At 34.9% G+C, this 26,462-nt stretch carries 27 protein-coding genes and 5 tRNA genes; 20 read left to right on the top strand and 12 right to left on the bottom strand.

Annotated elements, in window-relative coordinates:
- Positions 1–4: 4 nt before the first annotated feature.
- From lpxA to C6H08_RS11745, 6 genes are all read left to right on the top strand, one after another.
- Positions 5–835, top strand: coding sequence for an acyl-ACP--UDP-N-acetylglucosamine O-acyltransferase (gene lpxA / locus C6H08_RS01980; protein ID WP_034565340.1), 831 nt, complete (start codon positions 5–7; stop codon positions 833–835).
- Positions 828–2,114 carry an ATP-dependent protease ATP-binding subunit ClpX gene (gene clpX / locus C6H08_RS01975; RefSeq protein WP_034565342.1) on the top strand — a complete coding sequence of 429 codons (1,287 nt, stop codon included), beginning with the start codon at positions 828–830 and terminating at the stop codon, positions 2,112–2,114. The genes lpxA and clpX overlap by 8 nt, the downstream gene beginning before the upstream one ends.
- Positions 2,115–2,136: 22 nt before the next feature.
- Positions 2,137–3,174, top strand: a complete 1,038-nt coding sequence (locus C6H08_RS01970; RefSeq protein WP_034565345.1) for a rod shape-determining protein — start codon at positions 2,137–2,139, stop codon at positions 3,172–3,174.
- Positions 3,175–3,195: 21 nt separating this feature from the next.
- Positions 3,196–4,011 carry a rod shape-determining protein MreC gene (gene mreC / locus C6H08_RS01965; RefSeq protein WP_034565348.1) on the top strand — a complete coding sequence of 272 codons (816 nt, stop codon included), beginning with the start codon at positions 3,196–3,198 and terminating at the stop codon, positions 4,009–4,011.
- Positions 4,012–4,079: 68 nt separating this feature from the next.
- Positions 4,080–4,394: a hypothetical protein gene (locus tag C6H08_RS11750; RefSeq protein WP_233708436.1), complete on the top strand. Its 315-nt coding sequence runs from the start codon at positions 4,080–4,082 to the stop codon at positions 4,392–4,394.
- A complete protein-coding gene (locus tag C6H08_RS11745) occupies positions 4,375–4,578 on the top strand; it encodes a hypothetical protein (protein ID WP_233708435.1) in 204 nt (67 codons plus the stop codon). Before C6H08_RS11750 ends, C6H08_RS11745 begins: the two co-directional genes overlap by 20 nt.
- Positions 4,579–4,782: 204 nt before the next feature.
- Here C6H08_RS11745 and C6H08_RS01955 read toward each other — a convergent pair whose 3' ends face one another.
- A complete protein-coding gene (locus C6H08_RS01955) occupies positions 4,783–4,953 on the bottom strand; it encodes a hypothetical protein (RefSeq protein ID WP_004088155.1) in 171 nt (56 codons plus the stop codon).
- A gap of 287 nt (positions 4,954–5,240) precedes the next feature.
- On the opposite strand from C6H08_RS01955, the gene C6H08_RS01950 reads away from it, so the two are divergent.
- From C6H08_RS01950 to hemN, 3 genes are all read left to right on the top strand, one after another.
- On the top strand, positions 5,241–5,981 hold the full coding sequence (locus tag C6H08_RS01950; RefSeq protein ID WP_034580212.1) for an efflux RND transporter periplasmic adaptor subunit: 741 nt from the start codon (positions 5,241–5,243) through the stop codon (positions 5,979–5,981).
- A gap of 230 nt (positions 5,982–6,211) precedes the next feature.
- Complete coding sequence (locus tag C6H08_RS01945; RefSeq protein WP_034580213.1) at positions 6,212–6,994, top strand: toxin-antitoxin system YwqK family antitoxin; 783 nt, start codon at positions 6,212–6,214, stop codon at positions 6,992–6,994.
- A 186-nt stretch (positions 6,995–7,180) separates the two neighbouring features.
- A complete protein-coding gene (gene hemN / locus C6H08_RS01940; RefSeq protein WP_034565640.1) occupies positions 7,181–8,560 on the top strand; it encodes an oxygen-independent coproporphyrinogen III oxidase in 1,380 nt (459 codons plus the stop codon).
- Between the two features lie 7 nt (positions 8,561–8,567).
- Here the strand turns inward: hemN and yaaA are convergent, their stop codons facing one another.
- From yaaA to C6H08_RS01920, 4 genes are all read right to left on the bottom strand, one after another.
- Entirely contained in the window at positions 8,568–9,395 is an 828-nt protein-coding gene (yaaA, locus tag C6H08_RS01935; protein ID WP_034580214.1) for a peroxide stress protein YaaA, read from the bottom strand.
- A 120-nt stretch (positions 9,396–9,515) separates the two neighbouring features.
- Positions 9,516–9,746 carry a YdcH family protein gene (locus C6H08_RS01930; protein ID WP_034565638.1) on the bottom strand — a complete coding sequence of 77 codons (231 nt, stop codon included), beginning with the start codon at positions 9,744–9,746 and terminating at the stop codon, positions 9,516–9,518.
- Positions 9,747–9,812: 66 nt separating this feature from the next.
- Positions 9,813–10,310, bottom strand: coding sequence for a DUF4149 domain-containing protein (locus C6H08_RS01925; RefSeq protein WP_034565637.1), 498 nt, complete (start codon positions 10,308–10,310; stop codon positions 9,813–9,815).
- A gap of 262 nt (positions 10,311–10,572) precedes the next feature.
- A complete protein-coding gene (locus tag C6H08_RS01920; protein ID WP_034580215.1) occupies positions 10,573–11,715 on the bottom strand; it encodes a toxic anion resistance protein in 1,143 nt (380 codons plus the stop codon).
- 151 nt (positions 11,716–11,866) lie between these two features.
- On the opposite strand from C6H08_RS01920, the gene C6H08_RS01915 reads away from it, so the two are divergent.
- Complete coding sequence (locus C6H08_RS01915; protein WP_034565635.1) at positions 11,867–12,577, top strand: tetratricopeptide repeat protein; 711 nt, start codon at positions 11,867–11,869, stop codon at positions 12,575–12,577.
- 161 nt (positions 12,578–12,738) lie between these two features.
- On the opposite strand, the gene C6H08_RS01910 is transcribed toward C6H08_RS01915, so the two are convergent.
- The 3 genes from C6H08_RS01910 to C6H08_RS01900 all read right to left on the bottom strand — a co-directional run bounded on the left by C6H08_RS01910 (position 12,739) and on the right by C6H08_RS01900 (position 16,094).
- The gene (locus tag C6H08_RS01910; RefSeq protein ID WP_034580216.1) at positions 12,739–13,182 is read right to left on the bottom strand and encodes a recombinase RecT; all 444 of its coding nucleotides are present in this window, start codon (positions 13,180–13,182) and stop codon (positions 12,739–12,741) included.
- 493 nt (positions 13,183–13,675) lie between these two features.
- Positions 13,676–14,470, bottom strand: coding sequence for a carbon-nitrogen hydrolase family protein (locus tag C6H08_RS01905; protein WP_052093009.1), 795 nt, complete (start codon positions 14,468–14,470; stop codon positions 13,676–13,678).
- Positions 14,471–14,561: 91 nt separating this feature from the next.
- Complete coding sequence (locus C6H08_RS01900) at positions 14,562–16,094, bottom strand: YifB family Mg chelatase-like AAA ATPase (RefSeq protein ID WP_034580217.1); 1,533 nt, start codon at positions 16,092–16,094, stop codon at positions 14,562–14,564.
- Positions 16,095–16,419: 325 nt separating this feature from the next.
- Between C6H08_RS01900 and C6H08_RS01895 the strand changes: the two genes are divergently transcribed.
- From C6H08_RS01895 to C6H08_RS01865, 7 genes are all read left to right on the top strand, one after another.
- Positions 16,420–16,504: transfer RNA gene (locus tag C6H08_RS01895), tRNA-Leu, on the top strand.
- Positions 16,505–16,566: 62 nt separating this feature from the next.
- Positions 16,567–16,641 (top strand) — tRNA-Gly (locus C6H08_RS01890).
- A gap of 31 nt (positions 16,642–16,672) precedes the next feature.
- On the top strand, positions 16,673–16,981 hold the full coding sequence (locus tag C6H08_RS01885; protein ID WP_034565632.1) for a TRL-like family protein: 309 nt from the start codon (positions 16,673–16,675) through the stop codon (positions 16,979–16,981).
- 60 nt (positions 16,982–17,041) lie between these two features.
- Positions 17,042–17,127, top strand: a tRNA-Leu gene (locus C6H08_RS01880).
- Positions 17,128–17,149: 22 nt separating this feature from the next.
- A tRNA-Cys gene (locus C6H08_RS01875) sits at positions 17,150–17,224 on the top strand.
- A gap of 30 nt (positions 17,225–17,254) precedes the next feature.
- Positions 17,255–17,342, top strand: a tRNA-Ser gene (locus C6H08_RS01870).
- Between the two features lie 236 nt (positions 17,343–17,578).
- Positions 17,579–18,442 carry a fumarylacetoacetate hydrolase family protein gene (locus tag C6H08_RS01865; protein ID WP_034580218.1) on the top strand — a complete coding sequence of 288 codons (864 nt, stop codon included), beginning with the start codon at positions 17,579–17,581 and terminating at the stop codon, positions 18,440–18,442.
- 237 nt (positions 18,443–18,679) lie between these two features.
- Here the strand turns inward: C6H08_RS01865 and leuD are convergent, their stop codons facing one another.
- Positions 18,680–19,171: a 3-isopropylmalate dehydratase small subunit gene (gene leuD / locus C6H08_RS01860; RefSeq protein WP_034565629.1), complete on the bottom strand. Its 492-nt coding sequence runs from the start codon at positions 19,169–19,171 to the stop codon at positions 18,680–18,682.
- 231 nt (positions 19,172–19,402) lie between these two features.
- Between leuD and C6H08_RS01855 the strand changes: the two genes are divergently transcribed.
- From C6H08_RS01855 to C6H08_RS01845, 3 genes are read left to right on the top strand one after another with little or no spacing between them, the layout of a single operon-like run.
- The gene (locus C6H08_RS01855; protein ID WP_004087200.1) at positions 19,403–19,726 is read left to right on the top strand and encodes an ATP-dependent Clp protease adaptor ClpS; all 324 of its coding nucleotides are present in this window, start codon (positions 19,403–19,405) and stop codon (positions 19,724–19,726) included.
- Between the two features lie 8 nt (positions 19,727–19,734).
- Positions 19,735–22,026, top strand: coding sequence for an AAA family ATPase (locus tag C6H08_RS01850; protein WP_034565628.1), 2,292 nt, complete (start codon positions 19,735–19,737; stop codon positions 22,024–22,026).
- 47 nt (positions 22,027–22,073) lie between these two features.
- Positions 22,074–23,480, top strand: a complete 1,407-nt coding sequence (locus C6H08_RS01845) for a BspA family leucine-rich repeat surface protein (RefSeq protein WP_034565626.1) — start codon at positions 22,074–22,076, stop codon at positions 23,478–23,480.
- A gap of 158 nt (positions 23,481–23,638) precedes the next feature.
- On the opposite strand, the gene C6H08_RS01840 is transcribed toward C6H08_RS01845, so the two are convergent.
- The 3 genes from C6H08_RS01840 to C6H08_RS01830 all read right to left on the bottom strand — a co-directional run bounded on the left by C6H08_RS01840 (position 23,639) and on the right by C6H08_RS01830 (position 26,453).
- Positions 23,639–23,935 carry a hypothetical protein gene (locus C6H08_RS01840; RefSeq protein ID WP_034565625.1) on the bottom strand — a complete coding sequence of 99 codons (297 nt, stop codon included), beginning with the start codon at positions 23,933–23,935 and terminating at the stop codon, positions 23,639–23,641.
- Positions 23,936–23,956: 21 nt separating this feature from the next.
- The gene (locus C6H08_RS01835) at positions 23,957–24,412 is read right to left on the bottom strand and encodes a helix-turn-helix domain-containing protein (protein ID WP_034565624.1); all 456 of its coding nucleotides are present in this window, start codon (positions 24,410–24,412) and stop codon (positions 23,957–23,959) included.
- Between the two features lie 103 nt (positions 24,413–24,515).
- A complete protein-coding gene (locus C6H08_RS01830) occupies positions 24,516–26,453 on the bottom strand; it encodes a hypothetical protein (protein WP_034580219.1) in 1,938 nt (645 codons plus the stop codon).
- Between the last annotated feature and the right edge of the window lie 9 nt (positions 26,454–26,462).

Here is a 26,462-nt window from a genome sequence, read left to right as displayed (position 1 = left end):
TTATATGACTAATAATGTCGTTATACACCCAACTGCTGTAATCGCAAAGACAGCGGTTATAGAGGGGAATGTTAAGATTGGAGCAAACGCAATAATAGGGGATTATAGTGTAATTAAGGGTAATGTAAGCATTGGTGAAAAAAGCTATCTTTATAATCATGTAACAATTATGGGAAATACAACTATTGGTAAGAATAATAAGATATTTCCTAATGCTGTGATTGGCACACCACCGCAAGATTTAAAATATAAAGGCGAAGAGAGTGTGCTAGAGATTGGAGATAATAATACGATTCGAGAATCTTGCATGTTTAATCCGGGCACAGAAGGTGGTGGCAATATCACAAAAATAGGCAATGATAATCTTTTCATGGCATATGTGCATATAGCCCATGATTGCATTGTAGGTAGTCATAATATTTTGGCAAATAATGCAACACTTGGCGGACATATCCATGTCGCAGATTATGTGAATATAGGCGGTATGACACCTGTGCATCAGTTTGTAAAGATTGGCGAGGGGGCAATGGTAGCTGGGGCTTCTGCCCTGTCGCAAGATATCCCGCCTTATTGCATGGCAGAGGGCAATAGAGCGCGTATTATCGGGCTTAATAGATTCCGTATGCGAAAGATTATGGAAAGAGATCAAATTGATATGATTGATGCGTTATATAAGCGTTTATTTTCCGGCGATAAAAGTTTGCGTGATTTAGCCGCTATGGAACTTGAAGTAGCAAAAGGTATGGAAAATAATACGCATATTATTAAAATTTGTGAGTTTATATTAGCATCTGAGAGAGGCATACCCTATAAAAGAGGTGAGTTAAATGAGTGAAACATGTAGCTTTTGTGGCAAAAAGAAATCTAAACCAAATCCTATAGTATCAAGTAATGAAAAAATTACTGGAACAAAAGCTTATATATGTAAGGCATGTGCGGTTTTTATCTATACAACGCTGTTTAGTAGTGAAAATAGCATTACAAATTCAGAATCTTGGGGCTTAGATGATGTGCCATCACCAAAAGAGCTAAAAGCACATTTAGATGAATATGTAGTAGGGCAGGAACAAGCTAAAAAGGTCTTTAGTGTAGCAATCTATAATCATTACAAAAGATTATTGCACCAACAAAGAGTAGCCGCTAAAACAGATGAAACTATCGTCAATGTAACGGATTTAGAAGAAAATGTAGAGTTATCAAAGTCAAATATTTTACTCATAGGTCCAACAGGTAGCGGTAAAACTCTTATGGCACAAACCTTAGCAAGATTCCTTGATATTCCTATCGCAATCTCTGATGCTACTTCTCTTACAGAGGCTGGATATGTTGGCGAAGATGTGGAGAATATTTTAACGCGTCTTTTACAAGCAGCAGACTATGATTTAAAACGCGCTGAAATGGGCATTGTTTTCATCGATGAGATTGATAAAATCTCTAGACTTTCTGAAAATAGATCTATTACGCGTGATGTATCAGGCGAGGGAGTGCAACAAGCTTTATTAAAGATTATTGAAGGAAGTGTTGTAAATATCCCTCCAAAAGGTGGGAGAAAGCACCCAAATCAAGAGTTTATCAAAATGGATACAAGCAATATTCTTTTTATCTGTGGTGGTGCATTTGATGGGGTAGAAGATATTATTAAACGAAAACTAGGCAATAATGTCTTAGGTTTTGATTCTAATCCTAAACAACAAGCAGATGAAGAAAATATCCTGCATAAGATTGAAACTGATGATTTAGTGAGTTTTGGTTTAATACCAGAACTTATAGGGCGATTACATGTTATTGCAACGCTAGATTCTATAAGTAAGGAAGCTATGATTTCAATCTTAACACAGCCAAAAAATGCGATTATAAAGCAGTATCAAAAGCTATTTGAGCTTGATGGGGCAAAGCTTGTATTTGAAGATGAAGCGATTGAACGGATTGCAGAACTTGCTATGGAGAGAAAGACGGGTGCTAGAGGATTGCGTGCTATTGTTGAAGACTTTAGCCTTGATATTATGTTTGACCTGCCCAATCTTAGCGGATATGAAGTCATCATTACACGCAAATGCGTAGATAAGCTTGAAAAGCCTATTTTAATCAAAAAGAAAAAGACAAAAGCTATATAGTTATTAATAAGGAGATTACAAAGTGTTTTTAAATAAATTAGTCGGTTGGTTTTCACATGATATTGCGATCGATTTGGGGACTGCAAATACGATTGTGATGATAAAAGGACATGAGATTCTAATCAATGAGCCCTCCATCGTAGCAGTGAAAGTCGATAAATATCGCGATGGAGAGATTCTAGCAGTTGGTAAAGAAGCAAAGGAAATGATAGGAAAGACACCGGATAATATCCGTGCTATACGACCTTTGCGTGATGGTGTTATCGCAGATTTTGAGATTACTGAAAAGATGATACGATACTTCATAGAAAGGGCGCATAAAAGAAAGTCCTTTGTTAGACCTAGAATTATGGTGTGTGTGCCTTATGGGCTTACCTCTGTTGAGAGAAAGGCAGTTAAAGAATCTGCTATGAGTGCTGGGGCTAGAGAAGTATTTCTTATAGAAGAGCCACTTGCAGCAGCCATTGGTGCGGGATTACCTATACAAGAGCCACAAGGCAGCCTTGTCGTTGATATTGGCGGTGGGACAACTGAAATTGGTGTGCTTTCACTTGGTGGGCTTGTTATCTCAAAATCGATTAGAATCGCAGGAGATAAACTCGATACAGCGATTATGGAATATGTCCGTAAAAAGTTTAACCTGCTTATTGGTGATAGAACCGCGGAAGAGATTAAGATAGAGATTGGTTGTGCCGCACCACTTGATACACCTTTAGTGAAGTTAGTAAAGGGTAGAGATCAAGTAAGCGGGCTTTTAAATTCTATTGAATTAACAAGTGAAGATATAAGAGAAGCGATCAAAGATCCTATTAAAGAAATGGGAAGTGCCCTAAGGGGCGTGCTAGAGGAAGTCCCACCAGATTTAGCAGGGGATATTGTAGAAAATGGCATTGTGCTAACTGGTGGTGGTGCTTTAATACGCAATCTTGATAAATATTTTTCAGACATTGTAAAGCTTCCTGTATATGTCGGTGATGAGCCTTTACTCGCTGTGGCAAAAGGCACGGGTGAAGCGATGGGTAATTTAGACATGCTTGAAAAGATTGCAGCAAGAAGTTAGATTCTAAAATAGGCATGTAGTGTGAGAAGATTCTATGTTATTATTGCTACACTATGCCTTATTATAGCCATAGCATTTGGATATGTGCCATTTTTACAACAATACACCCTTAGTATTTCACTACAAATCAAAAAATACTACAACGATAAAAAAGAGGGCATAACACTCTTTATTAATGATTATATGAATCAAGCCGCACAAATAAAAGATATGCGAGAAAAAATCACACAATTAGAAACAGATTCTATAAAATACAAAGCACTGCAAGCAGAGTTTGATAATCTTTATTACGCCCTTGAGAGTGAGAGACATTATCTAGACCCCGATGTGCATTTAGTAAAAGTGCTATCCTACAAGACACTTGGGACATATACAAAGATTTGGATGGATTATACATATATAAGTGATGAGCCAAAGATATTTGGACTTGTAAAAGATGGCTATGCAATCGGCATTGCTAAAATGGTGGATAATCACATGCTTGGAATCTTAAATGGCGATGAAGATTGCAGTTATAGCGTATATATTGGGGAAAATCGAGTCCCGGGGACCTTGCGCACCATGGAGAATGGCGAGATTGTCATTGATTATATCCCTGCATGGCAGAGCATTAAAAGTGGGGATAGTGTGGTAACAAGTGGGCTAGATGGAATCTTTTTTGAAGATGTGCAAGTTGGCACAATCGGCAGTATTAAACCAGAGAATGGTTATTTACATGCCGAATTAAAACCGCATAGATTCAGTAATCGCTTGAGTTATGTATGGCTCATTGATACCAAAATCCCGCAAACAACAAATTTAAATACAAATATATTGAAACCAGAAGATAACGACTAAAATCGCTTGACTTGTTTTTTTTTTTTTGTAAAATCGCTGCTTTAATATTTTAACACAAGGATTAAAGCATGGAAAATACAGAAGCACTAAACTCAAATCAAGCATTTGATTTAGATAATTTTGTCTCTAAAAAGTATGGCATATCTTTTATTGCGTATGTTAAAGTTGGTCTTATACATGCCTTTTTGTTCATGGTATTGTATTATACTTTGTATTCACATACATTTATCTTAATGTGTCTAGCACTTATACAGATAATCATAGTCGCTCTAACTTTTATATCATATCGTGTGCAGTATGTCTATTTTGACACAAGGGGTGTGTGGTATTATAATGGCTTTTTACCATGGACTAAGGGCATTCGTGGTATTACTTTGGAGTGATTTTGGCGGTGCTTCATTTTATACCGGCTTTTTTGCATACATACTACATGCTTACAAAATCTCAATAAATAATAAATACACAGAATCTAGCAGAATTTTCATCAGCAATATACACAATGGCAATGAATTTGTATCAGCAGTAAATGAATGTCGAGATATATTAATACAAAATGGAAAAATCTAAGATTCTAAATATGCACCCATTTTAGATTGTGTAAGCTTGTATATACAATTCCTAGCCTATTTTCTAAACTCATTTAAAATTAAGGATTTTATTCTAAAATCTTGCCAAAATACACAGGAAGCCTCATGCTACCTAGTAAAGGCGTAGAATCTAAAACCCTTACTCACAAAAAAGTATGTTTCTAACACAGAACTTAAATATTCTCTATTTCAAAGTGCCTTCAACTTGTGTGCAAACTTGATTACATTCTGTGTTGCTACATACCATATCGCATTTTGTGCTGACAAACACACCAGAGGGCTTTTGCTTTTTTGCAGCACAACCAGAGAGTGCTATAACACTTGCAATACAACCAATAATAAAAAGTAGTCTCATCACATATCCTTGTTTATAAAATCTCACTCATACAAGCAAAAAATAATCCAAAAAGAAAGCGAAAGCTTAGAATCTATAAAGAGAATAAAAAGCTAATAAAGAATATAACCCATAAAAGAATTAATACAGACAAAACATATATAAAGCTATTAAACAAGCCTTATTTAGACTATGATGAAGCATAACTTTTACATTCTAAAATTTAAAATCTATCGCAAATTTTTGTATATAATAACACTTTCAAAGACATAATAGAATCAACATAGATTCTATACATAAGGAATAGTATGCGGTTATTTATCACATTTTTTGTAAGTATGCAGATTATGCTTGGAGCAGAAGTTTATGGGGTGTTTAATGTGGCAGCAGTAAGAGATTCTAATCTCATGATGGATACAAGCGGCATTGTGTCAAATATCTATGTTGATGTGGGGACAGAAGTCAAAAAAGATGATGCACTTCTCTCACTCTCAAATGAAGATAAAATACAAAATGTCAATATGCAAAAAGCACAGCTAGAGGGTGCAAAGGCACAATACATTTTTGCAAAAAAACAATATGAAAGATTCAAAAAGAGTGGAAATGCTATCGATAAAAATACACTAGAGCAAAACTACTCAAACTACAAGAATCTTGAGAGCACCTATAATAACCTGCAATATAGTCTTAAATATCAAAGTGAGCTTTTACGGCGGACAACACTTATCGCACCATTTGATGGGGTGATCGCTAGTCGCAATATCGAGCTAGGCGATGGTGTGGGGGCAAATCAAACGAAGCTTTTTCGCCTGATTAGCAATGAAAAAAAGATGATTATCCAGTTTGATTCTAAATATTTACCAGATGTAAAAGTCGGTGATATTTATCGCTATAAAATCGATGGCAAAGGCGTGGAGAGAGAAGCAAAGATTTATAAGATATACCCAGCTGTTGATGTGAATACAAGAAAGGTGAGTGCTGAAGCTATTGTGCCAGATTCTATGCAGCCCGGTCTCTTTGGAGATGGATATATTATTACGAAAAAGTAGAATGAGTAAAAAACATATTTGAATCTTAGGAAATATTTTAGAATCTGTTTAGATTTGATAGATTGTCATTAAGCATAGCTAAATATCTAATATAGAATCTAAAGGAGATTTTTCAACCATAGCTTAAAATAACAAAAACTTAAATCCACAATTTTATAAGTGTGTGGTGTAAAGATGAATTTTAGAATCTTTGATTATAATTTAAATCCATTTAATATAAGGAATTTACAATGCAACACATAATTCTAAAGGCTTTTTATACACTTTTGTTTTTACAAAGCCCAAGCGAATACCAACAAGAATACCACAGCTTAAAAGAATGTCAAAGCTATAACGACAAGCAAATAGGCTGTGTTGAGCGAAAATTTTATGAAAATGGTGTGATTGAGGAAGAGTTGCCGTTTAAAAACAATGAAATAAATGGCATTTTTAAAGGATATTATAAAAATGGGAAGTTGGCAGACATGATACCCTATCATAATGGCAAAATGCATGGTGAAGCAATATTTTATCATGAAAATGGGAATATCGAATGCAAGGCGACTTATCATCATGATATGCTTGATGGTGTAGTGACATGCTATTATGAAAATGGGAATATTGCCAGTGAAACAAGATATAAAAATAATAATAAAGAAGGTATTGAAACTCTCTATTATGAAAATGGAGAGATACAAGAAACAACTATATATAAGAATCATAAGGCAGAAGGTGTGAGAAGAAGTTACTATCAAAATGGAATCTTACAAGAGAGTGCAACATTTTCTAATGATAAACTACATGGGCTTACAATAACCTATGATGAAAATGCAAAGATTATAATAGAACAAACTTTTAAAGACGGAAAACTAAACGGCGTTACAAAATTTTATGATGAGAATGAAAAACTTAACATTGAAATTCTGTATGAAAATAATGCGATAATACAAGCAGTATGTGGTAATGGCAAACTAGTCTCAAACAAAGATTTTTATAAGATAAAACAGGCAGATTATAGTATGTGTTTAGAATAGCTAACGCGAGTCGTTTGCTTGTAAATATTGCAATTTTTATAAGACATAATAACTACACAGAAACTAAAAAACAAAACCCCAATGCTTTCTTATGTTTCTTTTGCGTATTAACACATTCCTTTTTGCTTTAGATATAATTACAAATCTTAAACCCAAAAAGTATTCAACAGGCAATAAAGGAATGATATGTATGAATCTATTGATTTTTCAACATTAGCAAAGCACTCAAAGCCCGGACCAAGATATACAAGCTATCCTACTGCAAATGAGTTTAATAAAGACTTTAATGCAAACACTCTTTTAGAATCTTTTAGTCGAGCAGATTCTAAGTATAAAGACAAGGATTTATCGCTATATACGCATTTGCCATTTTGTAAAAGCGCGTGTTATTTTTGTGGTTGTAATGTGATATATACAAGCAAAGAGGATAAAAAAGAGCGGTATATAAAGTATTTAGAAAAAGAGCTAGCTTTGCTTAAAGATTCTATGGATACAAAGAGAAAGGTGGCGCAGTTTCATTTTGGTGGTGGCACGCCCACATTTTTTGATGCAAAGCAATTACAAATCATTACACAAATGATAAAGCACACTTTCCCAAATTTTGCCAAATCTTGTGAAATAAGCTGTGAGATAGACCCTCGCCATTTTGGTGAAGACCAAATGCGTGTGCTAAAGGATTGTGGCTTTAATCGCATAAGCTTTGGTGTGCAAGACTTTGATGTAAATGTGCAGCAGCATATTAATAGAATCCAACCCTTTAGCCTTGTAGAAAGTAGCGTGGCGTTGGCTAGAAAATATGGTATAGATTCTATTAATTTTGATCTTATTTATGGTTTGCCCTATCAAAGTGAAAAAAGCTTTGCAAATACTTTAGAATCTGTTATAAAACTTAGCCCAGAAAGACTTGCAATTTTTAATTACGCACATGTCCCATGGGTGAAAAAGAGTATGCGTAAAATCGATGAGACGACCCTGCCTAGCCCAGAAGAGAAGCTAAAGATTCTGCAAAATACCATTGAATTTTTACATGCTAATGACTATGAAATGATAGGTATGGATCACTTTGCAAAAAAGAGTGATAGCATATCTATCGCAAAAAATAAGGGGGAATTGCGTAGGAATTTTCAAGGTTACACAACAAAGGGCTTTTCACAGACTATTGGGATTGGGCTGACTTCTATTGGCGAAGGGGTGGATTACTATACGCAAAATCACAAAGACATGATGAATTATGAAAATAGCCTTGATAACAACATTTTGCCTGTAGCACAAGGCATTCTTTTAAGTCCTGAAGATATATTGCGTAAAGAAGTGATTATGAGTTTAATGAATAATGCAAAGCTTGATTTTAAAGCGATTAATGAGAGTTTTGGTATTGATTGCATCACGCATTTTTCAAGTGAATTTGAATCTTTAAAGCCTATGTGTGAGCTTGGGTTGCTTACAATAGATTCTAATAGCATTCAAATAAGCCCAACGGGAAAAATGCTGATTAGAAATATTGCAATGGTTTTTGATACTTATCTTGTGAAAAATATCACAAAGCGGTTTAGTAAGACTATATAATCTCTCTTTAAGATAGAATCTCATAACACAGAGTAGAACAATTAGCCTTTTGCGTATAGCTATGGAATCTAAAGTCTGTGTTATGTACAGAGCAAAGATATTCAAAGCACTTTTCAAAAGATTCTAATGCAGATTGATTGCACCCATCTTGTGCGATTGAGTGCAATATTTTTCCGCGATATAGCTTTGCATAATGACTTATGGTTTTTCCATTTTTTTGAAACTCAAAAAAGAAATGGGGTAACTTTGGCTTAAAAAGTTTCGTATAGATTCCAGCACGCAAATCAATCACATAATCTTTTGTTTGCATTGCTTTTTCTAAAGGTAGGATAAATGGGGCATAAATGTCTTTTAATGTGAGAGACTTTGTCTTTGTGCCTTGCTTTAGTTTATAATAGGGGATCAAATCACTAGCCCTTATCACACCAAATAGATTGCTAAAAATAAGCACATTTTCTAAGATAAAATCTTTGGCATTCTGTGCTAATGTGCTAAAAGATAATCCTTGAAATGCTACGCCACTATAAATCTCTATCGCCTTTAATAGTTTTTTAGAATGCAAGGCGGCATATAAATCAAAAATATTTTTATCATTAAATCCTTTTGCACCATATAGAGATTCTAGCAAAGCCTTATCTCTATGTTCTAAAATCTTACATAAGTTTTCATAATAGCGTTGCATAATATTTGTTCTATGAGTATTTAACATCTCATTTTCCCATAAAGATTCTAAAAAAGCGGGTGGCATTATCTCTGGCATAGATACTTCTTTGAGAAAATCATCATTGTTTAGAATCTTATCTTCACTGGGACTAAATAAAATGATAAAGTTCATGTCTTTCCTTAGTGTTGTGTGAAAACTGATATTATATAAAAGCTTCAAAATTGCATGAGAGTTTGGAGTAAATCAGGGCGATAGCAGATTCTGCTATCTTATGGTTGTGTGTCGCGTATGCTAGGCTTTTGGATGGGCTTTTCTATGCTCAAGTATCATTGCATAAGCTTGGTCTTTCAAATGCAGTTTTTGCTTTTTTAGCACTTCGATTTCTTGATTGCTTAGATGTTCTATACCATTTTCCGCATTCTGTATCTTTTGGTCTAAGTCATTATGCTCATTAAAAATCTTTTCAAAATGTGCGTTGTGCTGTTTGAGATATGTAGTCTCTTCTCTGTATTCATGAAACATGACTTCTCCTTAAATTTAAATTCACATATTGTAGAATAAAATAATTAATAAGCTACAACATTAAAACTACTTTTTAGGGCTTTGTGGAATATAGTGCAGAAGATAAGCCCTCCATATAAGCAATACGCTTAAGCCAAACATTAAAGCTTTAAATACCCACACACTTTGTTCGTGCATACTCGCAAAATTTTCACTCAAAAGATTCTGTGTGTCTAAAATAAAAGGCGTATAATAATACACAAATAAGACGATAAGCACAATATTAAGCACACCTAAAATAAGCCAAAAATTTGAATACAAAATATCACATTTTAGAATCTTCGCAAAAAAGCTAAAGCCCTCATATAACGCCATAATAATCGCTAAAAACATCAAATACGCATTCAAACGCACAAATATTTTCCCCATAACAAGCCCACTATCCATCTCTGAAAATGTAGGGATAAACTTATTGATATTAAAAATAATCGGTGCAGCAAACGCCCCACAGGCAATAATACCGCCAACCCCAACACCAAGCAATAATAAATAAAAAGAATCAAATATCCGCATGTATCTTGTCATAGCATATCCTTAGAATAATAATGAGATTAATTATAGCATATTTATTGTTAGCCCGACTAAAATAGAATGGAAACCCTACCGGAAAGGCGACATGAGATATTGTAGGACTTAAATACAAATAGCTTTAATCCTAGTCTTGATTCGGTAAAAACTATATATAAAGTATATAACTTTTATATTCCACGCTTACACTTATATAACCAAAACATAGCAAAATCGGATTTCCAAACGCCTATTTTCACACGATTAATATATAGCTAAACTACCCCATCACCTTTTTCTTTTTTTCGCTCATTTCATCAATGTATTGATTGTAGAGTTGAATGTTTTCTTGCATTTTTGGCAAGGCGTTGATTCTAAAGTTTTGTGTATCTTCCATCGCACTTAGCACATCATCAAATGCTTTTTTAAGTTTTTCCATATCAAGCATTGCATTTGCAGCACCTTGCTGTATAGCTACGCCCTGCTGCTTTAGGTTTGCAGCATTTTGTGCGAGTAAATCACTTGTTGTTGCGTTAATATCATTGACTGCTTTTAACACTCTTTGCTGCTGGTCTAGCCCTTGTGCGGTAATAATTGCGACATTTAGGGCATTAAGCGTTACGCTTTTTGTCCTATCTACGCTATTTGCAAGCTCTTTATTATTATTAATAAGTGTTTTAATGGCGATTTCACCTTGCGTATGGACTAGGATTTGTTGTTGAAAGTCTGTGATTTTTTGCTTCAATGGAAAAAGGATTTGATTTTGTATTTCTAGGCGTTTTTCTGGGCTAATCTCTTGTGAAGTAACCACCGCATAAACATCTCGTATAGAATCTTGTGTGCTTGTCTGCGTGATGGCTGTGCTAGATTCTGTATTTTGTGGAGTTAGATTCTGTGCGAGTAGTTGTGTGTTTTGTGTAGCTATGTTTTGATTATTTGCCCCTTCAGCTAGTAAAGATTCTATATAGTTATTAGCTTCTAGGGCGAGTTGTAGTTGTGCTTTTATTTTTTCTGCAAGTTCTGCGTTTTTTGTTGCTTCAATCTCTAAGGCAACATTGTCTCTTAAAAGGATTTGTTTGCCTTCTTCAAGTTTTTTTATCAGCTCATCAAGCAAGGCTTGATTTTCTTGAAATTTATCAAAATATTTTTGCATAAAATTACTTTTACCAAATAATTTATCAAAAAATGAAAGTTTAAAATTACTTGGATTAATGTCATTTACCGCATTTTTCAACGCACTTAGTGCATTATAGACAGGCTTATCTGTTGCTTCAAAATTCGCTAGATTTCCACGCACCATTTGACTGATTTGTATGCTTTCATTCTTTTCTTGTTCTGCGAATCTATCAACCATATCACGATTTATTGTATTGCCTTTGATTGCTGATTGTAAATCACTTAGAAGTGTATTTGTCTGTGCCATTATAGCCCCCTTTATCCTTTAAATAGAAAAATTATAGCAGAATTAAACCTATTTTCTATAACATGTGTGTTAAGGTTGTATTTTTAATAATTGCGATAGAATTTAAGCTATAATTGCATTCTTATATTCTACGATGGTGAAAGGAGAAAACATGCTATTTACATTAAAGACATTGCTACTTTCTAGTGCGATTTTAACACAAGATGACATGGCTTTACAAGCTAGGGTAAATACATTGTTGTCGCAAAATAGAGTGCAAACCCTACAAGATGAAAAGCGTGATAAGGCAGCAAAACTTGTATCGCAAAGCTCGTATGCAAGTGTGATAGAACATAATGAAGATCTTGGATTGGAGTTATTGCGGGAAGCTTGTAATCTTGAATATGGTCGTGCATGCTGGTATTATGCCTATGAGACGCTGGAAGAGGCCGATATTTCACACGCACAAGCAGTGCTACAAAAGTCTTGTTTTAGTCCGGTAGCAGATAAGTATAATGGGGAATCTTGCACATATCTTGGCATTATGGTATCGAATAATAAGGCGGATATAGTGGAGAGTGAGCAAGAGCTTTATAATCGTGCGTGTAATCTTGGTGATGGCTGGGGCTGTTATCGTTTAGCAAGGGATTTTGTCATTGATGAAGATATAGAGAGGGCAAAAGAGATTGAAGAAAAGGCTTTAAGTATTCTTTTGCAAGATTGCGGTAAGAGTGAAGCGGCAAGTTGCTACTTTGCTGGTAGTATGTATGCAGAGAAAGGGGGCGAAGATGACATAGTTAAAGCGCATGAGTTTTATAAGAAGGGCTGTAATCTTGGCGATGGTGACTCGTGTTATGAATTACAACTAAATAAATATAAATAAGATTCTTTGTGTAATTTTACTTTGTCTAGTGCAGGGATAATTATCCTGCATTATATAAGCATTTTTAATCCTTTTTTGCTAGAAGGTGTGTAATCTTATAAGTTCGTTTTCAAAGTTTTATAACTTCATACGCCAAGATAGCTTAGAAAATCATGTTTCATCTAAGCATATTTAGGGATTAATGTCATATTCTCATCAACACCTACTACATTATAGCTAAACTCATCGCAATCAAATACGCTATGTGCTTTTACGCTTAACTTGCTACGCTTTGCTAACTCTAGCCAACCTTTATAGCCTATATCGATTCTAGCTTCAGTTACATAACTATTGCCCTGCCTTACACTGCGTGGCACAATATAAGCTTTACCTAAATTCTTATTTAGATTTAGCTTTAACCCTGCTATATCTAAACTTGCTTTAACTATGCTTTGCATACTACAAGCAGATAAATTGGAATCTAATGCAATATTTAATAAACTTGCTTTAAACTTATCTTTACTTGCTTCATTACCGCATAAAGCACATAAACGCTCTTGTATCTCTTTATTCTCAAGCAAAACCATAACTTCATTTTTGCGTTGCTGTATCATGTTATTACTCATTGTTAGCTCCTTTCTCTAGCTTGTCTAATCGCTTTTCAACTTCCTTATCAGTTTTTATTCTTATAATGTCTAGTATGATTGAGACAACAAGTATAAGAATTAACAAAACAATCAAAAAACTATTCATGTTTCAACCTTTCTGCTATAATAGCATTTCTTCATTCCCCCTCCCCTTTATTTTTGGGGACGTCAAACCTAATTCCACATTTTAACAATTAAGCTCAAAACTGCAACAATCTTTAAGCTCACAAGTATAATCTGTAAAATTAGTTTGATTTTCTTAAGTTTCCTCATAAGATAACCTTTATAGAAAATCATGTAACAAGCTATCTCTAACTTGTTACAATGTAAATAAAGGATTATCAACTTCCCTCATCATGCCGTCTATTGCTTGCCTCCTTTTCAAGTTTTTCTAACCACAACAATTTTAAGCTAAAAGTATAATCTACAACAATATAAAAATATTTTGTTAAACCCAAACTATCACAATGGGTTAACTTCTAAACCCCCATTCTTTTTTAAGTGCTTCTAAGGCAGCTTTGTCAATCTCTACACAAAGCATGCCTTCTTCATTTAATAGAGAATCTATAATATCTTGTCCTAAGCTCACAAAGCTATGTCCGTAAAAATCCCATGTTTGCCCATCGCTTGCATGATGTGTGCCTATGCGATTTGCCCTAAACACATAGCAGGAATTTGTAAAAGCGTGTGTTGTGAGTAGATTCTGCCAACGCTTTTGTGAAGTAAAGGTGCTTGCACTTGCGACCAACACAACATCAACAGAATCTTTCTTAAACTCCATCCAAAACTCATCAAAATGTGCTTCAAAGCCAAATAAAATACCAAATTTTATACCATTTGCCATGAAAGTCATGGGTAACTTTGGCAGCTTTTTTGTATCATTAGAAAAAAAGTTTGCCTCATTCCAATGTGGATATTGTATCAGTCGCTGTTGTGTGTAGGTGGCAAAGCCATCTTGCGTGATTATTGCCATTTGCTTATAATAGCCCTTGTTTTTATGCTGTATAAAAGGCACGATGAATGTATGTCCGTATTTTTTTGAAAAATGCATAAATATATCAAGTTTATGTTTATCCTTAAGACAAGATTCTGGCTTCATTCCCCAATCTTGTGAAAAAAAGCTATCAACAACATATTCTCCAATAAGCACAATGCTGTGTTTTGGTATGCTTTTTATATATGTTGTTACCCGCTCTTTATTCTGTAAATCGCCAAGTTGCAATATCGCAACAGATCCACTAAAATCCTGTATATTTACATCTTTCATGTTTTACCTTTTGTGTAATAATCCAAGCAAACCGTTAGTGTAACACAAAGCTAAGGATAATAGGCAAATATCAACATATCACTAGAATCACTCACACCTTACGATAGCTTAGGGCTTCTAAAATATGCTCTTTTTGTATGTTATTAGAATCTTGCATATCAGCAAGGGTTCTAGCGACTTTTCTTATCTTTTGTTCGCCTCGATAGCTTAGATTAAACCTTGCTTTTGCTTGGTCTAAAAGATTCTTGCACTCTGGGCTAAGCGGGCAGTATTGCTCCACTTGCAAAGGCGATAGCTTACCATTAAAGATAATATTTCCCTTTGTATCCATTTGCCCTCGCTCAACTTGTCGCTTAAATACGCTAAAGACAATTTTTTGCATATCTTTAGATTCTATAACACTAGTTTGTTTTGGTGTATCTATATGCTCTTGCATTTGTATATAAAGGTCTATTCTATCTAAAAATGGCTCACTTAGATTATTTCGATAGCTTCTAATTTCAGAATCCTTGCACCGACACTCTTTTGTGGGTGAAAGTAGATTCCCACAAGGGCAAGGGTTCATCGCACCGATAAAGAGAAATGAAGTATCATATATAACCTTTGAATGCACTCTTGAGATAGCTAACTGATTATTCTCAAGTGGCTCTCGCAAAGATTCTAAAATATCTCGCTTGAAATATGGCAATTCATCAAAAAATATAATGCCATTATGTGCTAGGGCGATCTCGCCCGGATTTACCTTAAGGTGCGTCGCACTGCCTAGAATACTAGCTTTTGATGCACTTTGATGGGGCGATCGAAAATTCCGTATAGGCTTATAGCATAGTGTTTGCTCGTTATAGGCTTGTAGTTTCACACTCTCTATCATCTCTTTTAGACTAAGTGGCGGGAGAATGTATTGCATACGCTTTGCAATCATACTTTTACCACAGCCTGGACTCCCTTCAAACAAGATATTATGGAATCCACATGCAGCAATTAATGCCGCCCTCACTGCCCTTTCTTGACTTTTCACATCAGCAAAATCTAACTCAAAAGAAGTATCATAATAAAATGGCATATCATTAATCTTAAAAGATTTAAACTCAAAATCACTGCTTGTATCTGCCTGTGCTATATTCCCCCTTAGAATCTCAAGTGCCTCTAATATATCACTGGCAAAATACATAGATAGATTTGGAATCTTGCTATAAAGCGACCTTGCCTCACTTGGTAAAATAACCTTTGCGTTTGGCTTTTGCAGGGAAATATCAAGTAGCATAGGATAGATTAAGGGCACATTTTTTATCACACCAGATAGCCCTAACTCACCAAAGGCAAACCATGTATCAAGCACAATACTCTCTTTACTCGCAGCTATCAAAAGTGCGATGGGTAAGTCAAAATGGCTGCCATTTTTTGGTAAATCTGAAGGTGAGAGATTGATGGTTAGCTTTAGCGGTGGAAAATCTATGGAGAGATTAGCAAGTGCGCTTGTAACGCGGTGTTGAGATTCCTTAATAGAGCTTGAAGCAAGTCCTGTGATATTAAAGGTAGGTAATCCACGCGTAAAAGTCGCCTCAACTTCAATGATTTTAGAATTTAGTCCATCTTGTGTCGCACAATATATTCTATTTACCATGTTTTTCTTACCACTATTTTTGAAACAATGTTTGGATTATAGCATAAGTCCTATGAAAAGAGAGATGATTTGTAACGCAAAGTCGTCTCAATAGTCTTTTATGTAAGACCAACACAGCTTATCAGCCCAATATGACTTTATACTTAATCTTTCATATTATTTTCAGAGTCAAACATAAGTTCGTGTTTTCTACGCATGATATATTTAAAAAATTTATACTCACACAAAAAGAAGTGTCAATCTTATTCCGCATTAAAATCAAATAATTACTAGAAATTTTATTTTATTTTAAGTTTATTGTGGTATAATCTCAATTTGTTTTTATGCGGAAGTGGCGAAATTGGCAGACGCACTAGACTTAGGATCTAGCGCCGCAAGGCATGGAGGTTCGATTCCTCTCTTCCGCACCATTTTATATTTTTTTTGTAAAATATCGTTTTTTATGCTATAATTCTTCACCCTCATTTGTTTTGCGGGAATAGCTCAGTGGTAGAGCACAACCTTGCCAAGGTTGGGGCCGCGGGTTCGATCCCCGTTTCCCGCTCCATTTTTGTTAATTTTTTTGTAAGGATAAGATGATGAAAAAAGGGTTGTTAGTTGCTTCTTTATTAGCTGGTTCGTTGTTGATTAGTGGTTGTGCTGCACCATATCCTATGGGTTCTTTATATACAGGCGTAAAACAGGGTGTTGGTGGTGATAGTGCTAAGTATTCTAAAGAGGGCACGGCTACATGCACAAGCATTTTAAGTCTTGTGGCTTTCGGTGATTGTTCTGTGGAGGCTGCCGCTAAAGCTGGTGGTATCACTGATATCAAGCTTATAGATCAAGAGGCTAAAAATTATCTTGGTCTGTATGGTCAATACACCACTATCGTAAAGGGTAACTAATATACCCTTGAAAATATGACTAGAGAGTCTATGATGGTTTTTGTCATCATAGACTTGTTTGCCCAGGTGGTGGAAATGGTAGACACAAGGGACTTAAAATCCCTCGGACATAGTCCGTACCGGTTCAAGTCCGGTCTTGGGCACCACTTTTATATGTATGAGATAATCGGCGACATAGCCAAGTGGTAAGGCATGAGCCTGCAAAGCTTTGATTCCTCGGTTCGAATCCGAGTGTCGCCTCCATAAAAAGTGTTTGCTATGTTTTAGAGTATGCGGGAGATGGCTGAGTGGTCGAAAGCGGCGGTCTTGAAAACCGTTGAGGGTCACACCTCCGGGGGTTCGAATCCCTCTCTCCCGGCCATTTTTTTGTTAGATCTTAATAAAATCATTTAACTGCGATACTTTATGATTCTAGTTATCCCCTCTCCATTTTTTCATGATTTAGCAGTTTTCTTGTAAATAATTAATAACAAATATTTGAATATATTGTGTCTGCATTCGCACACAAGAAATTCCAAAAAGACTTGACTATACAATAATACTACCCACTTATATGCTATCATTAAGGTTTGTAATAAAATCACAAAAGGATAAAGAATGGAATTACATGGTAAGCTTGTAAGATTCTTAGATAAAGGCATTGAATTTTTGGGAATCTTATGTGAGAATGATGCAATGGTTATGCCACTTGATATAAGCAATAATATGAACGATTTTATCGTGCATTATAATAGCTTCAAGCAATATCTAAATAAGCCAAATCCACTCATACCACTTAGCGATATAACGCTACTCGCACCTATTAAAACGCCTATGCAAGATGTTATCTGTCTTGGCATTAATTACATGGAACACGCAGTAGAATCTATGCGTTTTAAGAATGAAGCATTCGATGGCAAACGCGAAGAGGCAGTCTATTTTAGCAAACGCATTAATGAGTGCAACGCACCAAATGGTGATTTTTTCATCACAAATAATACAAATCAGCTAGATTATGAAGTTGAGCTTGTGGTAATCATCGGCAAGGATTGTCGCCATGCAACAAGAGAAAATGCGCTTAATTTTGTATTTGGATACACGATAGGCAATGATATTTCCGCAAGGGATTTGCAACAAAAGCATAAGCAGTGGTATGCGGGTAAAAGTTTAGAGGGTGCATTTCCTATGGGTCCATGTATTGTTTTGCGTGATGATTTGGATATTACAAACCTTGATATTAAAAGTTATGTGAATGGTGAGTTGCGGCAAAATAGCAACACTTCTAAGCTAATTTTTGATGTGCCACATGTCATTGCTGAATTATCCTCATATTTTACATTAAAGGCGGGTAGTATCATATCTATGGGGACTCCAAGTGGCGTTGGCATGGGATTTACACCGCCTAAGTTTTTAAAAATAGGTGATGAAGTCGTATGTGAAATACAAGGTATTGGGACTTTGAAAACAAATATTAAGAAATAGAGTTAAGATTTCATAAAAGCATCAAGAGAAAACGCTGTCTATACCACATGGATCTTAAATAAAATCATGTGATGTTTATTCTTGATGCTTGTTTTAACATGTTTCACAAATGATGGAGGCAAATTAAAAGCATCAAATATCCAATCTCTTTTCAAAATTTTTCTAAGAAATTTTCTAAAGACGCTTCGTTTTGTGAGTCGTGAGGTTTTTATGCTTAGTAAAAAATAAATACACAACCTACTTCTTATTTTTCGCTATCCAGTTCAAATACCCATTTGCGTTGATAATCTCTTGTATAAAAGGTGGAAAGGGCGTTGTGCTAAAGCTTTTTTGGCTTTTAGATTCTATAATTTCACCTTTATCAAAGTCAATGCTTACACTATCGCCATCTTGTAAAAAGTCTGCTATCTCTTCAGATTCAATAATCGCTAAGCCGATATTAATCGCATTGCGGTAAAAGATTCTAGCAAAGCTTTTTGCGATAATGCAGCTTATCCCACTTGCCTTAATCGCAATAGGTGCGTGTTCCCTGCTACTCCCACAGCCAAAGTTCCATCCGCCCACCATAATATCGCCATTCTTCACTTTTTTCACAAAATCCTTATCAATGTCCTCCATACAATGACTTGCAAGCTCCCTATGATCTGCGGTGTTTAAATACCTTGCGGGAATAATAACATCAGTATCTACATTGTCGCCGTATTTATGGATAAATCCTTGTGCTTTCATCGCTTTTCCTTTTAATGTGCGTATGTTTCATGTTTTATATTCTTTACATTTCTAACATTTTATCCTAAAAATTCAAAAAAGCATAAATTTATGTTTTACAACGTTATATAACTTGCATTTAATATCGCAATTTAAGCTCAATATAATCATTTAAAATATAAAAATAATTGCAAAAACTAAGTGAATTTTTGATAAAATGAAGCTTTGTTGAATCAACAAGTGGAGTTTATAATGCCAGATAATAAATATGAATATTCAGATTCTGCTAATTTTGAAACATTGCATGAGGTAGAGATAGCCCAGCCCAGAATGCAAGAGATTATCCTGCTAAATGATGATTATACAAGCGTTGATTTTGTTATTACCTTGCTTATGCGTGTGTTTAACAAGAGTATGCTTGATGCACAAACAATCACGCAGTTTGTGCATAACACAGGCGAGGGAAGTTGCGGTGTGTATCCCTATGATATTGCGGAGCTAAAGTTTAGCATGGCGACAAATTTTATACGAGATAGTGGTATGCCATTGCGACTTGTTTTGCGTGATGTTATGTAGGGGTTAAAATGGATGAGCTAAATTCGACTTTATCAAACATTTTTCAAAAAACACTTCATTTTGTAGAAGATATGCGACATAATGTTTTAACGATTGAGCATGCTTTTTATGTCATGCTTGAGAATCCTTTGGGTAGAGAACTCGTCGAAGCAACTGGGGCAAATACAAAGATTTTAATGGATTCTCTTAGTGCGTATTTAGAAAAACATATACCAAAGGGAAGAGCCCTAAAAGAATTAGAAGCACCACACCAAACACCAGCCTTTATGCGTGTATTTGATCACATGATTTCACATGCAAAAAACGCACAAAAGGCTAGTGTTGGAATTGGTGATTTTTTTGTAGCCCTTATGCAAGAAGAGGATTGCTATTGTGCGAGATTATTAAAAGCACAAGGCATTCAAATAGAAGATGTAATGCGTATTGTGGTAGATTTTGATGAGCATGTCTCTAGGGAAAAAACAAAAGATTCTCAAAGTCAGCTTGAAAAATACGCAAAAAATCTTAATCAATTAGCTATTGAAGGAAAAATTGATCCGCTTATAGGTAGAGATTTAGAGATCAATCAAATCGCACAAGTGCTATGCCGTCGCAAGAAAAATAATCCTATGTTAATAGGTGAGGCTGGAGTTGGCAAAAGTGCCATTGTGGAGGGCTTAGCATTGCGTATCGTAGAGGGAAGTGTGCCTGCAAAATTGCTTAACAATGTGATTTATGCGGTTGATGTAAGCTCTGTTGTGGCGGGGACAAAGTATCGTGGCGAGTTTGAAACGCGTATTAAAAAGATTCTAGCTGAAGTGGAGAAAGATAAGAATATCATTATTTTCTTTGATGAGATTCACATGATTGTTGGAGCGGGTCAGTCAAATAGCGGTGGCATGGACTTTTCAAATCTTTTAAAGCCTATGCTTGCTAGTGGGAGACTGCGTTGCATTGGTGCGACTACAAGTCATGATTATAAAAACTCATTTGATAAGGATAAGGCATTAGCACGCCGTTTTACGCAGATAAAAGTCGAAGAGCCAAGTGAAGATGAATGCCTATTAATCCTTGAGAAAATCGCACCGCTTTATGAAAAGTTTCATAATGTAACCTATGAAAATGAAGCGATAAAAGCCTGTGTGAGCCTATCAAGCAAGTATATCACAGAGAGACATTTGCCCGATAAAGCCATAGATTTAATGGATGAGGCTGGAGCAAAGGCACAATTAAACGAGTTTTTATGCAATGATGAGAAAAAAAATGAGACTTTAGAGAAGCTAACAAAGACAAAGAAAACAAAAAAAGATTCTAAAACACAGCATAAAATCATCACCAAAGAGCATATTGAATCGCTTATGGCTTCAATTACAAACATTCCAAAATCAACGATTAATGCCGATGAAAGTATGCTATTAAAGAATCTAGAATCAAAACTTAAAAAACGCATTTTTTCTCAAGATAAAGCAATTGAGAAAATCGTAGAAAAGATAAAAATTAATAAGGCTGGTTTGGGTGAATTGCACCGCCCAATTGCAAGTTTTCTCTTCACTGGTCCTTCTGGTGTTGGCAAGACTGAGTTAAGCAAGGAATTAGCAAAAATACTTGGCATTAAATTTGAGCGAATCGATATGAGTGAATACGCAGAATCTCATAGCATTAGTAAGCTGATTGGCTCTCCTGCTGGATATGTAGGCTATGAAGAAGGTGGGCTTTTAATCAATAAAATACGCATAAATCCGCATTGTGTATTATTGCTTGATGAGATTGAAAAGGCACACAGCGATGTGTATAATATTTTGTTGCAAATCATGGATTCTGCGACATTAACGGATAATCAAAATAATAAAGCTGACTTTAAAAATGTGATTTTGATTATGACGAGTAATGCAGGGAGTAAAGAGGGTAACTCTGTGGGATTCCTTGATACAAGTGAGCATAGAGTTGGCATGGCGATTAAGGATACTTTTAGCCCAGAGTTTCGCAGTAGGCTTGATGCGATTATCCCCTTTATGCCACTTGGTGTGAATGAACTGCAAAAAATCGCACAAAAATATATCGCCGATTTAAACGAAACGCTAAAAGAAAAGCATATTACGCTAAAGCTTAGCACAAAAGCCGCACAATTTATAGCGCAACAATCTATTGATAAAGCACTTGGGGCAAGGGAGATTAAAAAAACTATAGATTCTGCTATTAAGCTTCCTTTAAGCAATGCCATGCTATTTGGAGAACTGCGTAAAGGCGGGGTAGCCCATATTAATGTAAAAAATAATACCCTTGTGTTTGATATACAAAAACAAAGGCAAGAGATTATATAGCCCTAAATCATGCTAAGTTTTAGAATCTATAAAGTAAAGGAATAGTTATGCGTTTTATCTTTATTGCCACTTTATTTTTTTGTCATATTGTAATGCTAGGTTGTGTGAAAAATACAACACCGGATTCTAAAGATTCTAAAGAAACTACGAGTAAAACAGAAAAAGATTCTAAAGCTGACCCAAACACAGAAGATTCTAAAAGCAATGTAAATAAAGATAAAAAACAAGACACAAAAACACAAGATACAAGCCTAGAATCTAATCTAAAAGACACAGAAGAAAAGCTAGTTTCTAAACAAAAAGCTACAAAACCAAAAACTACAAAAAAACTTCACGCACCGCAGACAAAAAACGAGCTAAAAGCCCTTGTGGATAATAATACCATAAAGCTAGGCGACATTGATACAAGTGCGGTTACAGACATGAGTGCGTTATTTAAAAACTCGATGCGGAGAGATTTTAGCGGTATAGAATCTTGGAATGTCAAAAATGTTACCAATATGTATGCAATGTTTGATCATGCAAAGTATTTCAACCATGATATTTCTAAATGGAATGTAGCAAATGTTACAAATATGGACTTTATGTTTGCTGATGCCATGCAGTTTAATCAAGATATTTCACGATGGAATGTAGCTAAAGTTGAAAGCATGAATAACATGTTTGCAAGAGCTAAAGCTTTTAATCAGTCTTTAGAATCTTGGAATGTGGCGAATGTGCGTTATATGAATGCCATGTTTTTTGAAGCAGAAAGTTTTAACCAAAGTCTAAATAAATGGGACACAAGAAATGTCGAAAGTATGCGTGAGATGTTTTTTGGTGCAAAGTCTTTTAATGGCGCTTTAGAATCTCTTAATGTGGCAAATGTCATCAATATGAATGCCATGTTTGCTTTTGCTACTTCTTTTAATCAAAATATTAACGCTTGGAATGTAAGTAAAGTAAAATATATGGAAAATATGTTTGAAAATGCAATAAGCTTTAATCAACCCCTAAATTCTTGGAATGTAGGTAGAGTGGAAAGTATGTTTGCTATGTTTAAAAATGCAAAAGAGTTTAACCAACCTTTAGAATCTTGGAATGTGTCAAAAGTGCGTGAAATGCGATCTATGTTTGAAGGGGCATTGAAATTTAATCAAAGCCTAAACACATGGAATGTAAGCCATGTAACAAGCATGAGTGCTATGTTTAAAAATGCAAAAGAGTTTAATCAGCCCTTAAATAAATGGAATCTTGCTGATGTGTGGAATACTAGCGAAATGTTTAGAAATGCAACTTCTTTTAATCAAGAGTTAAGATTCTGGCGTATGCACAATGTAAGATATATGGATAGAATGTTCGAGAGTGCTACAAGCTTTAATCAAGACTTAGATTACTGGGAGATAAATGCTAAAAGCAAAATAGATATGTTTAAAGATTCTGGTATGGAAAAGCTCCCTAAGTGGTATAAGTGATAAAAAACAAGTTCTTATATATCATGTGTGAAATATCAAAGCAACGAATAGTCTAAAATTTGCCTGAAGTATCATTCCTTTATTAATACAAAAAAAGCAAAAGTATAGACTTATGTATAAATCTTATCGAATTTTTTTTGTAATTATAAAGAAGGATTCTATATCCAGTCTAAAAGAATATTGTTGGCACCAGCCTCTGTGATTAACTCTCTTAGTTTGGCAAGTCTTTCTTCCCCATCTTCAAAAAATCTAGCATGTGTTTCACAGGCAATATAGTCAATTTTTTTCAATAGTGATGTTACTAAGCCGCCATGATGATCGCCTGTATAGCTTGTATTTAGAACTAATTCTTCTGGTTTATCGCTTAAGTTATAATCAGAATCCATTTGACTAACGCCGATATTTTTAAGGTTTTTGATTACCAAAACTCTTTGCTGTGTTTCTTTCTTTGCCATAATATGCTCCTTATAATAAAATTAAAGTTTTAAACCAAGACTTTCATAAAGCTTTAAAAGTGGTTGCAAAAATGCCTTGCTTTCATCGCTTAATGTGTCTTTCTCTAAAAGTTCATAACATGAAATAAAATAGCCAAGTAAGTCATCAAAGCGATTAGATTCTAAAAGCAAGGTAATGAAAGCATCTTTTTGTGCGTTGCCTGTGATTGTTACCTTGTTCTGAAAATCTTTCTCTTTAAGTCTTAAGATATTTTGCGTGATATAGATAAAGACATTTTTCGCATTGATAAACTCATTTTGCGTAATGTAATTAAACAATGCGATATAGCTAGAATCAAGATTTTCTAACGCATTTGTCTCATAAGATTCTATATGCTTATAGAGTGTGGGGCGTGATATATCTAGCATATTTGCTAAATCTACAATCTTTATGCCTAACTCCCGCAGGCGATCTCTTAATGTGCTGTTTTTATCCATATTATGTCCTTTATGCTTAGAATATTAGCATACTTTACATATATTGTCAATATAAATGTAAAATATTTTTACAAAAATAGTAAAAACTTTACATTATTAGCTATCAAGGTTTATTACAATCTGTTTGTATCCATGTAGATTCTATCTCGTTATAGTCTTGTTGCAAGCAAAAATTTAGGCTTTGCTTAGTTAAAAGATTTTCAAAAAGTTTTTCATACATGAGTGGATATTGCTGCTTTTTGTGATAGAGGGAATCTATTTGCGTGCTATGTGTAAGGGCTTCATGCCTTAGATATTGAAAATACTCATATTTATGATAAAAAAGTGCTAAAAAATAGAATATAAATATACATAAAGTTGCAAATAAAAGCATTTTTAGGAATGAACGCATACTATAAAATGCCCTTGCGTAAAAGTGAATATAAGCTGGTTTTGTGCGGATATACTCTAATGCAAGTAGCTGCAAACATTCTTTCAAAGGCAGGTTAAATAGGCTTGCAATGTCCTTAAAATCTAGCAATAAATCTGCCTTGCCACTAAAATCACAATAAAAAATCTCACCAAAATCCTCAATCAATGAATAATAATTCTGCAAGGCTTCAGTGCGTTCCAACACAACACTTATGGTTAAAAAGCCCTGTGTGTAATGGCATGAGGCATGTTTGTTAGAATCTTGAAAAATGATGGTGTAGCGTTTTAAATGCGGGTAGAGTGTGAAAAGCGATGAAAACATTTCAAGTGGGTTTAAGCATAGAATCTTGCCTGAATACTTTAGGGCATAAGATTCTAGAACTTCACTTTTTATCGCAAAAAGCTGAAAGTTAAAATGTGTTTTGTTTTGATTCTGTAAGAAATATTTGCATTCATAGTTGTAAGGTATTAATCCATTGCTTTTTGCTTTTAGTGGCACGATGGAATCTAGCATATTTGGGCTTTTTAACTCGCTTTTTTCAATGTCAATATTACTTGCTTCTAATGAGTTTAGCGGCAGGATTGTATAATACATTCGCATACTTTTCTTGCAATGAAATATATTTGCTAGTGGGTGTGGCTTTGTGTGATTGCTATTTAATTGATTTAATGTGATATAGGGCTTTTTTAGGGCGTGGAGCAAGGGGGTTAGATTTGCTTGAGTTAGATTCTGTGTGGAATGGATTGTATCTTTTGTGCTGGGATTTTTATTTGTTGTTTGTGTGGAGTATAAATTTCGTGTTAAATCTGCTTGGGGCTGGGAGTTTAGGGCATGATTTTTGGAATCTAGGTTTTGTGCTACTTGTGCGGATGTTGAACTTTGGGGCATAGATTTTATAGAATCTAGATTTTGTTTATTGTCATTTTGAGCGTTAAGCGAAAAATCTGTTTTAGATTCTATATTAGATGTTTCGCTACGCTCAACATAACAAGCTGGTTTAGAATCTAGATTCTGTTCTAACTCTATGCTAGATATTTCCCTTTCGCTTTGCTCAAGGTTAATATGACAAGCCGTCGTATTGAAATCTAGATGCTGTGTTGATTTACTTATGAAATCTTGCGATTTGCTGACACTAGGGCTAGGTTTTAGATTTTCCTTATTTTGCACTACTGCACCCTGCACCCACCCATTTGGACTAGACTCTAAACTCTCTGTTGTTTGCGTGATAGTGGTTTGTGCGAAAGCGGAGTTTTGTAATGTGGAGTGTATAGAATCTAAACTTTCACTATTATTTAAATTAGCACTAAATCTTGAATCATAATTATTAGATTCTAACTTCTCATTACTATCCTTAGAATCACTTAACCTATCGAAACTTATGCTAGATTCTAGACCTGTTTCATTTTGTGCTACATAAGGTTGGATAGATTCTATAGTTTCTCTCTCTTTATTGCGGGCAGTATTGCATGCAGAATCTATTGAGTTGTTTTTATTTGGTGCAGAATTGTTAGTATCTAAGGGAGTCTTTAAATGCGGATACAAGTCGATGTAAGTATAAGTAGCAATATGCGTATGCCAAAAGTCCCTAAATGCCCTATACTTGCGTATAATTGCATTCAATATCTGCATTATGCACCC

The sequence above is a fragment of the Helicobacter bilis genome, from assembly GCF_900198365.1.
Taxonomy (GTDB): domain Bacteria; phylum Campylobacterota; class Campylobacteria; order Campylobacterales; family Helicobacteraceae; genus Helicobacter_A; species Helicobacter_A bilis_B.
Note: the sequence above shows the minus strand (reverse complement) of the source record. Positions and strands in the feature narration are given on the sequence as shown.